The sequence below is a fragment of the Mycobacterium sp. 1245111.1 genome, assembly GCF_001673405.1.
In the GTDB taxonomy this organism is placed as follows: domain Bacteria; phylum Actinomycetota; class Actinomycetes; order Mycobacteriales; family Mycobacteriaceae; genus Mycobacterium.
The window spans coordinates 21,187-33,183 of sequence record NZ_LZLV01000143.1 but is presented as its reverse complement, the minus strand read 5'-3'; the positions used below and the strand labels follow the sequence as shown (position 1 = coordinate 33,183).

Here is an 11,997-nt window from a genome sequence, read left to right as displayed (position 1 = left end):
GAAGGAGGCGCGCTGTGCCCAACGAACCTGTCCTCGATCAGGTCGACAAGCTCCAGCGGTCGAGCCGCGACGTCACCACGCTGCCGGCGGTGATGTCCCAGTGGTTGTCGACCATGCTGCCGGGCGGCGCTACGCCCCAGATCACCGTGGAGAGCGGTATCGACTCGACCGGCATGTCGTCGGAGACCATCATCCTGACCGCCCGCTGGCAGGAAGACGGTAAGCCGGTGAGCCAGAAACTGGTGGCCCGGGTGGCCCCATCGGCCGAAGACGTCCAGGTGTTCCCGACGTATCGGCTCGACCACCAATTCGACGTGATCCGCAAGGTCGGCGAGCTGACCGATGTGCCGGTACCGCGGGTGCGATGGTTGGAACCAACCGGCGAGGTGCTGGGGACGCCGTTCTTCCTGATGGACTACGTCGAGGGCGACGTGCCGCCGGATGTCATGCCGTACACCTTCGGCGGCAACTGGTTCGCCGACGCGCCCGTCGAACGCCAGCGCGAACTCCAGGACGCGACGGTCAAGGTTCTTACGAAGCTGCATTCAATTCCGAACGCCGAGAAGACGTTCGGCTTCCTTGCCGACGGGCAGCACGGCGATACCGCGCTGCGTCAGCACTTCAACTGGGTCCGGTCCTGGTACGACTTCGCGGTGCCCGACATCGGACCATCACCGCTGCTGGAGCGGACGTTCACGTGGCTGGAAGACAACTGGCCGGAGAAAGCCGACGCCGGTGAGCCGGTGTTGCTGTGGGGCGACGCGCGGGTGGGCAACGTGTTGTACCGCGACTTCCAGCCGGTGGCGGTGTTGGACTGGGAGATGGTGACACTGGGTCCGCGTGAGCTTGATGTCGCGTGGATGATCTTTGCGCACATGGTCTTTCAAGAGCTCGCCGGCTTGGCGACGCTGGAGGGCCTGCCCGCAGTGATGCGCGAAGAGGACGTCCGCGCAACCTATCAGCGACTGGCCGGCGTCGAAATCGGGGACCTGCACTGGTTCTACGTCTACTCCGGGGTGATGTGGGCCTGTGTGTTCATGCGCACCGGCGCACGCCGGGTGCACTTTGGCGAAACCGAGAAACCCGACGACGTCGAATCGCTGTTCTACCACTCGGGATTGATGCGACGCCTTATCGGAGAGGAGTGACAATGCCCCAATCACTAGGTCCGCTCGACGAGTTTCCGGTACACCAAGTCCCCCAGCCGATCGCGTGGCCGGGTTCCTCGGACCGCAACTTCTATGACCGCTCCTACTTCAACGCCCACGACCGCACCGGTGACATCTTTGTCATCAGCGGCATCGGCTATTACCCCAACCTCGGCGTGAAGGATGCATTTCTGCTCATCCGGCGCGGCGACACACAGACCGCGGTGCATCTGTCCGACGCCATCGACCAGGACCGGCTGAACCAGCACGTCAACGGCTACCGCGTCGAGGTCATCGATCCGCTGCACAAGCTCCGCATCACCCTCGACGAAACCGAGGGCATTGCAGCCGATCTCACCTGGGAGGGCCTGTTCGACGTTGTCCAGGAGCAGCCGCACCTGATGCGCTCCGGAAATCGGGTGACGCTGGACGCGCAGCGATTCGCCCAACTCGGCAGCTGGAGCGGACGAATCGTGGTGGACGGCAAGGAGATTCCCGTCGACCCCGCTACCTGGATCGGCAGTCGCGACCGGTCCTGGGGTATCCGGCCGATCGGGGAGCCCGAGCCGGCGGGCCGGCCCGCCGATCCGCCGTTCGAGGGCATGTGGTGGCTGTACGTGCCGATCGCCTTCAAGGACTTCGCGATCGTGTTGATCATCCAGGAGGCGCCCGACGGGTTCCGCTCGCTCAACGACTGCACCCGGGTGTGGCGTGACGGGCGCGTCGAACAACTGGGCTGGCCGCGGGTGAAGATTTACTACCGCTCGGGCACCCGCATCCCGACCGGCGCCACGATCGACGCGACCACCCCCGACGGCACACCCGTGCATTTCGACGTCGAGTCCAAACTGCCGGTGCCCATACACGTCGGCGGCGGATACGGCGGCGACTCGGATTGGCTGCACGGCATGTGGAAGGGCGAGAAGTTCACCGAACGGCTCACCTACGACATGAACGACCCGGCGATCATCGGCCGATCGGGATTCGGCGTCATCGACCACGTCGGACGCGCAGTATGCCGCGACGGCGATGGAGATCCGGTCGAGGGCTGGGGCCTCTACGAGCACGGCGCGCTGGGCCGCCACGACCCGTCCGGCTTCAAAGACTGGCTAACGGTTGCGCCCTAACGCAATTCGTCGATGATAGCCGCCAGGGTGTGCAACCCGATCGGCGCGGCCTGGTAGAGGCAGATGGTGTCGGCGACACCGCCGACCCGGTCCCGAACGTGCCGGGCGACGTCGGCGGGCGTACCACAGGCGGCGACGGTGTGCAGGATCTCGTCGTCGATCAGTCCGCCCATCTCCTCCCAGCGGCCCTGCTTGGACAGGGCGTTCAGTTCGGGCTGCAGGTCCTGCCAACCGTGGGCGGCCAGCACCGGCCGATACGCCGGCGTCGATCCGTAGAACGCCAGCAGCGCGCGTGTCCGCGCATGTGCCGCTTCGATTTCGGCGTCGCTGTCACCGGAGGAGACGATGATTTCGGGCAGCACGGTGAGGTCGTTCGCCGGCCGACCCGAGGCCGCCAGCCCCTCGCGCACGATCGGCATGGTGTGCTCGTGCAGGAAACGCTTGGAACCGAACGGCATCACCAGCAGACCGTCGGCGTGTTGTGCGACGGCGCGGGTCAGCCGAGGCCCGAGCGCGCCGACGTAAATCGGCGGCTGCCCAAAAGGATTCGGCCCCGGATTGAACGTCGGCGTCATCAAGGTGTGCCGGTAGAAGTCGCCGCGGAAATCCAGCCGCACCCCGGAATTCCAGGCCGCGAAGATCGCTCGCAGCGCCGCGACGAGCTCGGTCATCCGGGCCACCGGCTTGTCGAACTCGGCGCCGAAGCGCTTTTCGATCTGCGCCCGGACCTGGGTGCCCAGTCCGAGGATGAAACGGCCGGAGCTTAGCAGCTGATGGTCGTTGGCCTGGTGGGCCAGGTGAATCGGGTTGCGCGGGAACGCAATAGCCACGTTGGTCATCAGGTCGAGGCCGGGCACGGTTGCCGCCAGAGTCAACGGCGCGAACACATCGTGCGGCCCCTCAAACGTGGCGACCCCACTAGCTCCCGCGTCGCGAAGCTCCCGAGCGCGCTGCGCAGCGTCGGTGAGTCCGTGTAAAGCTGTGAAGACTTTCAGAGGCCGCCTTACGACGATGCGGGTGGTGAAACCACCCGCGGAGGAGTGAGGCCATCAAACTTTGAGACTACGCAGCGCCGATGGGGTTGACTGAAGGGCATGCCTGATACGACCTGGACCGCCGACGTCGTTGTGGTGGGGGCCGGTTTCGCCGGCCTTTCCGCAGCCCGGGAGCTGACCCGACGAGGACACGAGGTGGTGGTGCTCGAGGGCCGCGATCGGGTCGGCGGGCGCTCCTACACCGGCCAGATCGCCGGTGTCCCGGTGGACATGGGCGGCACCTTCGTCGGCCCGACGCAGGACGCGGTCCTGAAATTGGCCGCTGACCTCGGTATCACGACCGTTCCGACCTACGACGACGGTGCCAACCTGATCCGCTGGCGCGGCGCGGTGCGGTCGTACAGCGGCACCATTCCACGGTTGTCGCTGGGCGGTCTGCTCGATCTCGGCCGTGTGCGTTGGCAATTCGAGCGCATCGCCCGATCCGTTTCGCTGACCGAGCCGTGGACCGCCCGGCGCGCCGCCAAACTGGACGGCCAGTCGCTGGGCCAGTGGCTACGGTCGGTGCGGGCCGGTGCCACCACCCGGGACCTGCTGGCGATCATGGCCAGGGTGACCTGGGGCTGCGAACCCGACGACGTCTCGATGCTGCACGCCGCCCGCTACGCCCGCGCCGCCGGTGGGCTGGACCGGATGCTCGACGTCGAGAACGGCGCCCAGCAGGACCGGTTCGCGGCCGGGACGCAGCAGATCGCCGACGCCGCGGCGGCCGAACTCGGCGATCGGGTGGTGCTGCGCGCCGCTGTCCAACGCATCGACTGCCACGACATCGGAGTGACGGTCACCAGCGAAAAGGGCCGGGCCAAAGCGAAATTCGTCGTGGTCGCCGTGCCGCCCGAACATTGGAACGTCATCGAGTTCAACCCGGCACTGCCCACCGAACATCGGCAGCTCCCCGCGCATTGGCCGCAGGGCCGACTCAGCAAGGCGTATGTCGCCTACCCCACCCCGTTCTGGCGCGACAAGGGATTCTCCGGTGAATCGTTGTCCGATCAGGGACCGGTGTTCATCACGTTTGACGTCAGCCCCGATCCCGGCGGTCCCGGAATCCTGCTGGGCTTCGTCGACTCCCGCAGCTTCGACGCGCTGCCACCGGAAGCCCGCCGCGAGCGGGCGCTCGAATGCTTCGCGACGATCTTCGGCGACGAGGCACTCACGCCGATCGACTACGTCGACCATCGTTGGGGCGCAGAGGAATTCGCGCCGGGCGGCCCGACTGCCGCGGTACCGCCCGGTTCGTGGACCCGCTTCGGCCCGATGTTGCGCCGCCCGGTCGGACCGATCCACTGGGCAGGCACCGAGACCGCCGACGAATGGACCGGCTTCCTCGACGGCGCGGTGCGCTCGGGGCAGCGGGCCGCGGGCGAGGTCGCTAAGCGCCTATAGCTACAGCGCGCGCCTGAGCGTCACTGACTCGGCCAACGCGCGCAGCTCCCGGTTGACCTCGAGGGGCCGTTCCAGCATCGAGCAGTGACCGCCCGGCAGCTCGACGAGGCCGACCAGGTTCGGTGCCGCTGCGGCAATCCGCCGCGACTGAACCAGCGGCGTCAGACGGTCGCGCTGACTACCGATGACCAGCGTCGGCACCGTCAGACCGGTGAGGTCGATGTGGCGGCGGCCCATCGCCTCGACAAGAGCCTTGCCGCAGCCACCGCGACCGGCCGGCGCGGTGGCCGTGAACAACTCGAAGATCAGTGAGGCGACCGCGCGATCGGCGTCGGCACCTACCGCCAGCATCGAGATCATCTCGCGACTGGCCCGCTGCAACCCGGGCGGCATCGCGAACGAACCGAAGATGTTGATCAGCGCGCGTCCACCCAGAATCCGCACCGCGGCAAACGGTGCCGGCACCGGCACCAGTCGCACCTCACGCAGCAAGTCACCGGTCGTCGTATTGATCAGAGCCACCGCGTCCGCACGGGCCTCGACCTTGTGGCGGTAGTGATCGGACCAGGCGGCAATTGCCATACCGCCCATGGAATGCCCGGCGATGACGGCCCGCTCCCCGGGTGCCAGCGTGGCATCGAGCACCGCGTCGACATCGGCGGCCAGGTGGCTGAGGGTGTAACCACCGCGGCGCGGAGACCCACTGCGGCCGTGCCCCCGATGGTCGAACGCGATCACCCGGTAATGCTTTGCCAGGTCGGCGATCTGGTATGACCACGCCCGGATGGCGCAGGTGATGCCGTGTGCGAGAACGATCGGATAGCCGTCTTCGGGACCGAATACCTCGGTGTGCAGCCGAGTTCCATCCGCAGAGCGCACCTGCACAGCGCGGCTCGGCGGCAACGCCGCGGACAGGGAATGCGACGCGGCATCCGTTCGCGAAGAACTCATTGCGCCCCCCTCAATTGCACGGCAACGCCGCCGCGTCCGGAGAGCCTATCCGAGCGCACTACGCGATGTGTGTCGAAAAATGACCGTGGTGACATTTTTCCGGGATACCCAAACTTCGGTACCGCAAAAGCGGCCTGGGTTTAACCCCAGCTCGTCCGCGGTATGCCCGCTGCGACCGAGCGCAACAGAGATTCGATTTTGGGGACGTCGTCGTCCACAGCCGCCATAGACTCGGGCGATCAGGCAAATCGGGGACGCAGAAATTTCGAGAGCGGAGACAACATGAGCACGATCGAGGCGGATGCAGCGACGCAGAACCCGTCCGAACAGGAGTCGCAACGGGCGTTCGAGAGCGACGTAGCCGCGACGCAGGCCTATATGGACAGCCCACGCTTCGACGGAATCACCCGCCTCTACTCCGCGCGCCAAGTTGTCGAGCAGCGCGGCACCATCCCGTCGGACTACATCGTCGCCCGCGAAGCCGCCGAGGCCTTCTATCCGCGGCTGCGCGAACTGTTCGCCCAGAAAAAGAGCATCACCACGTTCGGCCCGTACTCGCCCGGTCAGGCCGTGACGATGAAGCGGATGGGCATCGAGGGCATCTACCTGGGCGGTTGGGCCACCTCGGCGAAAGGCTCGATCAGCGAAGATCCGGGCCCCGACCTGGCCAGCTATCCGCTCAGTCAGGTGCCCGACGAGGCGGCCGGCCTGGTTCGCGCCCTGTTGACTGCCGACCGCAACCAGCAGTACCTGCGCCTGCGGATGAGCGAGGAGCAGCGCGAACGGACGCCGGCTGTCGACTACCGGCCGTTCATCATCGCCGACGCCGACACCGGGCACGGCGGCGATCCGCACGTCCGCAACCTGGTCAAGCGCTTCGTCGAAGCAGGCGTGCCCGGGTATCACATCGAAGACCAGCGACCCGGCACCAAGAAATGTGGCCACCAGGGCGGCAAGGTCCTGGTGCCGTCCGACGAGCAGATCAAGCGCCTCAACACTGCCCGCTTCCAGCTGGACATCATGCGGGTGCCCGGCATCATCGTGGCCCGCACCGACGCGGAGGCCGCCAACCTGCTCGACAGCCGCGCCGATGAGCGTGACCAACCGTTCGTGCTCGGCACGACGAACCTCAAGATCCCGTCGTACAAGTCGTGCTTCCTGGCGATGGTTCGCCGCTTCTACGAGGCGGGTTTCACAGAACTCAACGGGCATCTGCTGTACGCCCTGCCCGAGGCTCAGTACGCGGCGGCCGACGCGTGGTTGCAGCGCAACGGCATCGTCGAGCTGATCACGAACGCGGCCGCATCGCCGGATCACGCGCAGGAGTCGATCGACGCGGTGTTCGACGAGATCGAGTCGAAATTCGTCGACGCCTGGCAGGTCGATGCGGGATTGATGACCTACGGCGAGGCCGTCGCGGAACTGCTCGAATTCAACGCAAACGACGGCGATGCCGGCGACATGAGCGCCGACGACTGGCGGAAGTTCGCGCAGCGCGCGCCGTTCTACACCGCTGAGCAGAAGGCAAAAGAACTTGGTGTCAACGTGTCCTGGGATTGCGAGTTGGCCAAGACGCCGGAAGGTTACTACCAGATTCGCGGCGGCATCCCCTATGCGATCGCCAAATCCCTTGCCGCAGCACCGTTTGCCGACCTGCTGTGGATGGAGACCAAGACGGCGGATCTGGTCGACGCCCGCGAGTTCGCCGACGCGATCCACGCCGAATTCCCCGACCAGATGCTCGCCTACAACCTGTCACCGTCGTTCAACTGGGACACCACCGGCATGAGCGACGACGAGATGCGGGCATTCCCAGAAGAACTCGGCAAGATGGGTTTTGTCTTCAACTTCATCACCTACGGCGGCCACCAGATCGACGGCGTGGCCTCCGAGGAGTTCGCCACCTCGTTGCGCCAGGAAGGCATGCTCGCGCTGGCTCGCCTGCAACGCAAGATGCGACTCGTCGAATCGCCTTACCGCACACCGCAAACCCTGGTCGGCGGGCCACGCAGCGACGCTGCGCTGGCCGCCTCGTCCGGTCGAACCGCGACCACCAAGGCGATGGGCGAGGGATCCACCCAGCATCAGCACCTCGTCCAGACCGAGGTGCCGAAGAAGCTGCTCGAGGAATGGCTCGCGCTATGGGGGGACCACTACAAGATCGGCGAAACGCTGTCGGTGCGGCTGCGCCCGCGGCGAGCGGGGTCAGACGTGCTCGACCTCGGCATCTACGGCGACAACGCCGACGAGCCGCTGGCCAATGTCGTCGTCGACCCGATCAAGGACCGGCACGGACGCAACATCCTCACGGTGCGCGACCAGAACACGTTCGCCGAGAAGATGCGCCAGAAGCGGCTGATGGACGTCATTCACCTGTGGCTCATCCACCGGTTCAAGCCCGAGATCGTGTACTACGTGACGCCGACCGAGGACAACATCTATCAGACCGAAAAGATGAAGTCCCACGGCATTTTCAGCAACGTGTACCAGGAAGTCGGCGAGATCATCGTCGCCGACGTCAACCAGCAGCGTATCGACGAGCTCCTCTCGCCTGATCGCGCGGCGCTGAAAAGGCTGATTGCCAAGCAGGATTAGTCGTCGCCGCGCGGGGGCGGTTGCACCTCGACACCGCCCTTCTCGTGCTCGGGACCGGCCGCCGGGTCTTCGGCCGGTAGCCGATCGCGGAATCTGCTCGCCTCACTGGCCTCGTGGCGAGGAGTGCCTCGCTCTTCGGAGTGGTAGGGGCCCGGCTTCGGCCGAGGCTTTCCGCCGGGGAATGCCAACCGAAATATGCTGCGGTGCACCATGAACCACTGCTTGGAGAACCGCCCGCTGTTGTACGGCAGCTGATACCGCTCACAGATGTCCTTGATCTTAGGTGCGATCTCGGAGTACCGGCTGGACGGCATGTCCGGATACAGGTGGTGCTCGACTTGGTAACCGAGGTTGCCGCTGATCACGTGGAAGAGCGGGCTGCCGTCAATGTTGGCCGCGCCGACCAGCTGGCGCAGGTACCATTCCGAGCGCGTCTCGCCCTCGACCTCTTCCTCGCTGAATGTGTAAGTCTGATCAGGAAAGTGTCCGCAGAAAATGATTGCGTGTGCCCATACGTTGCGGATGACGTTGGCGAGGGCGTTGGCACCCAGCGTGCGCAAGAACGTACTTTCCACTCCCGGCGCGACCCGGTCGAGGAAGTTCGCCGTCGCGCCCAGCCGTCCCCCGCTCGAGATCCTGCGTAGCCGTCGCCCGATGCGGGACTTCGCGGGCTGCTCGAGCCGCCCACCCAATGCCAATTGGGCCAGGGCAAATGCCCCGGCACTGATCACCGGCCAGCCGAGATAGTCCTTCTTGATCTGCGAACGCGCCTTGACGCCAATATCTTTCAGGTCCTTGCGAACCTCCGACCATGGCTTTTCACCGGCACGTATTGCCTCGATATCCATGTCGTGAACCGCCACGCCCCACTCGAACAGCAACGTGAGCAGCGCGTTGTAGAGCGGCTGACCGAGGTACCTCGGGTGCCATTCCTGGTTGGGATCGATCCGCATGATCTCGTAGCCGAGATCCTTGTCCTTGCCGCGAATGTTGGTGTAGGTGTGGTGGATATAGTTGTGTGAGTGCTTCCATGACTCGGCGCTCGACGCGGTGTCCCAGTCCCAGACCGATGAGTGAATTGCGGGATCGTTCATCCAATCCCACTGACCGTGCATGACGTTGTGGCCGATCTCCATGTTCTCCAGGATCTTGGCCATGCCCAGACATGCGGTGCCGAGGACCCACGCCGTCTTCGATCGCGAGCCCAACAGCAGGACGCGACCGGCGACCACGATCTGCCGCTGCACCGAGATGACTTTCTTGATGTACGCGCGGTCGCGGTCGCCGAGGTCGGCGAACACTTCGTCGTGAATCGCGTCCAGTTCTTTGCCCAGTTTTTCCCGCTCTTGTTCTCCGAGGTGGGCAAACGGGCTTTGTGGACGTTGCAGAGTTGAGGTCACTTTGATTCCTTCCGATCAGAGTTCGAGCTCGACGTCGCCTTCCGCCGTGTTGATGCAGATCCGCACTTCCTGCTCAGTGGGTTCGCTGATGTCGCCGGAACGCAAGTCGCGCAGCTTGCCCGATTTGAGGGTGCCTACGCAGGTGTGGCAAATGCCGATTCGGCACCCGAAATTGAGCTCGAGACCGGCCTTCTCGCCGGCTTCCAAAATTGACGTGCCACCGTCGCATTCGACCTTCTTGTCACTTTTGAGGAAGCTGACTTCGCCGCCTTCACCGTCGCCGGCGTCACCGCCGATCTTTGGCTGAAAGCGTTCGAAGTGCAGCCGGTCCGGGTCGCCGTTGTTCTCCCAATGCTCGATGAGCGCATCGAGCATTTCCTCCGGCCCCGAACAAAACGCTTCGCGTTCGCGCCAGTCCGGACACTCCTCGTCCAGGTCGCTGGGCTGAAGTCGGCCACGGTCCCCGGTAAGACGCACATCCAGCCGCATGTGCTCATGGCGGCTAGCCATGTCTTCAAGAACGGACAGAAACATCACCTGCTCGCGGGTACGAGCGGAATGGATATGCACCACGTCGCCGAGTTCCCCGCGATGGTCGAGGCTACGAAGCATGCTCATGATCGGCGTGATGCCGCTGCCGGCGCTGATGAACAGCATTTTGGCGGGCAACGGCTCGGGCAGGGTGAAGACCCCCTCGATCTCGCCGAGTCGCACGATCTCGCCAGGGCGAATCTGCTCGACCAGGTAAGGCGACACCACCCCGCTGTCCACCTTCTTGGGCGTCACGCTGATCAGACCGTCCTCAGGTACCGGGTCCGAGGTCAGCGAATACGCCCGCCAGTGGTACACGCCGTCGATGACTACGCCTAGGCGTACGTACTGGCCTGGCTTGTGACCTGGCCATTCGTATCCCGGCTTGATCAGGATGCTGGCGGCTTGTGAGCCCTGCGGCTCGATTCGTTCGACCTCGCCACGCAGCTCTTTGGTGGTCCACAGCGGGTTGATCATCTCGAGGTAATCGTCCGGCTCCAGCGGCTTGAACAGCAGCCGCACCGCACGCAGGAATAGCCGGCGTCCGCGCGGGACGCGCGGCTCAGCTCCGCGTTCGGCCATGTCGTAACAGTACACACTTGTGCACTAAAAGCAAGAAAAAATTGGAAATGCCCTGTTATACAACAGGATTCAAATAGAATATTTCAAATCTTAGGCATACAAACGTTCACGGCAGTCATTGCCAATTCGCCAAGAGCCAACCACACGCCTACCTGCGCGTGCCCGATCTTCGCGCCGGATAAACACGGTTCGCACGGATATGTGGGTCGGGGCTGCCATGAGCTACCGGTCACGACGGGCCGAGAGGATGGCACGCAGCCCGGCATAGTTCACGAACCCACTAACTCGGGATGAAACTTCGCCGCCATTCGACGAAGCCCGTCCTGCCAGTCGACGGTGCTGGCGCCGACCAGCTCGTGCATCCGTGATACATCGGTAGGGTTGCCGCGCAACGCTTGTGGGCTTTCTTCGAAGACGGGGTCCTTGCCGATCAGTGAACCGAGATAGCGGCACCAGTCCTGCAGGCTGACGGTCTGGTCGCCACACCAGTTGACTGTGATCGCCGGCACCGCTGCGGCCGCGAGCAGCTTCGGGATCGTCGCGATGATGTCTTGTTCGTGAATTGGGTTGTAGCTGGCTGGAACTCCGGCGGGCACCGGGATCGGGATGCCGGCCAGCATCATCTCCATGTGATAGAACGGCCATCCGCCGTTGTCGCCGTAGGGCACGTTCAATCGGGCGATGACAGTCGGAATGTCGAGAGCGCGCGCCATGGTCCGAGCGACGACTTCGCCGGCGATTTTGGAGATCGAGTAGGTCGGGAACAGCGGTTTGTGATTGTCGCCCAACGCGGCGCGTTCGGTGCGTGGCTCGTCATCCGGCGGGTCGTATACCGCGGCGGATGAGCAGTGCAAGAACGCTTTTGCGCTGCGGCAGTGAGCCATCAGCAGACCGACGGACTCGGCATTGGCGCCAAGGTCCGTGTCCCAGTCACCGCTTTTGGCGACCGCCAAATTGAGTACGTAGTCGAAATCGTCTGGTAAGTCAGCGAACTCACCGGCCGCCAGGTTGACCGTTTCGCACCGAATGCCAGCCCGCTCCAGATCCTCGCGAGCGGCCGCATTGGTGAAGCGGGCGATGCCCCACACCTCGTTGTCGGCTGCCAGCGCTTTGGCAATGGGAACGGCGACCTGCCCTGTCGGGCCGGTGATCAGGATTTTGGCATCACGCATGGGCCGATCGTATTGCCCGGTTTGGCGCACCGTCGGCGTTACCGCCGCAG

9 protein-coding genes are annotated in these 11,997 nt (G+C 64.6%); 4 read left to right on the top strand and 5 right to left on the bottom strand.

The window, feature by feature from the left end; all coding sequences use genetic code 11:
* The first annotated feature begins 14 nt into the window (after window positions 1-14).
* Both A5658_RS22860 and A5658_RS22855 read left to right on the top strand, forming a co-directional pair.
* Entirely contained in the window at window positions 15-1,148 is a 1,134-nt protein-coding gene (locus A5658_RS22860) for a phosphotransferase family protein (protein WP_067340525.1), read from the top strand.
* Between the two features lie 2 nt (window positions 1,149-1,150).
* A complete protein-coding gene (locus A5658_RS22855; protein ID WP_067340521.1) occupies window positions 1,151-2,275 on the top strand; it encodes a hypothetical protein in 1,125 nt (374 codons plus the stop codon).
* On the opposite strand, the gene A5658_RS22850 is transcribed toward A5658_RS22855, so the two are convergent.
* A complete protein-coding gene (locus A5658_RS22850) occupies window positions 2,272-3,270 on the bottom strand; it encodes a TIGR03617 family F420-dependent LLM class oxidoreductase (RefSeq protein ID WP_067340518.1) in 999 nt (332 codons plus the stop codon). The two genes, A5658_RS22855 and A5658_RS22850, sit on opposite strands and share 4 nt — an antisense overlap.
* Before the next feature lie 99 nt (window positions 3,271-3,369).
* On the opposite strand from A5658_RS22850, the gene A5658_RS22845 reads away from it, so the two are divergent.
* A complete protein-coding gene (locus A5658_RS22845; protein ID WP_067340514.1) occupies window positions 3,370-4,716 on the top strand; it encodes a flavin monoamine oxidase family protein in 1,347 nt (448 codons plus the stop codon).
* Here A5658_RS22845 and A5658_RS22840 read toward each other — a convergent pair whose 3' ends face one another.
* The gene (locus tag A5658_RS22840; protein ID WP_067340511.1) at window positions 4,717-5,667 is read right to left on the bottom strand and encodes an alpha/beta fold hydrolase; all 951 of its coding nucleotides are present in this window, start codon (window positions 5,665-5,667) and stop codon (window positions 4,717-4,719) included.
* 282 nt (window positions 5,668-5,949) lie between these two features.
* On the opposite strand from A5658_RS22840, the gene aceA reads away from it, so the two are divergent.
* Complete coding sequence (aceA, locus tag A5658_RS22835) at window positions 5,950-8,262, top strand: isocitrate lyase ICL2 (protein WP_067340508.1); 2,313 nt, start codon at window positions 5,950-5,952, stop codon at window positions 8,260-8,262.
* On the opposite strand, the gene A5658_RS22830 is transcribed toward aceA, so the two are convergent.
* From A5658_RS22830 to A5658_RS22820, 3 genes are all read right to left on the bottom strand, one after another.
* Complete coding sequence (locus A5658_RS22830) at window positions 8,259-9,662, bottom strand: acyl-CoA desaturase (RefSeq protein ID WP_067340505.1); 1,404 nt, start codon at window positions 9,660-9,662, stop codon at window positions 8,259-8,261. The genes aceA and A5658_RS22830 overlap by 4 nt on opposite strands.
* 15 nt (window positions 9,663-9,677) lie before the next feature.
* Window positions 9,678-10,775, bottom strand: a complete 1,098-nt coding sequence (locus A5658_RS22825) for a ferredoxin reductase (RefSeq protein WP_067340501.1) — start codon at window positions 10,773-10,775, stop codon at window positions 9,678-9,680.
* Between the two features lie 269 nt (window positions 10,776-11,044).
* Window positions 11,045-11,947: an NAD(P)-dependent oxidoreductase gene (locus A5658_RS22820; protein WP_067340498.1), complete on the bottom strand. Its 903-nt coding sequence runs from the start codon at window positions 11,945-11,947 to the stop codon at window positions 11,045-11,047.
* Window positions 11,948-11,997 lie beyond the last annotated feature (50 nt).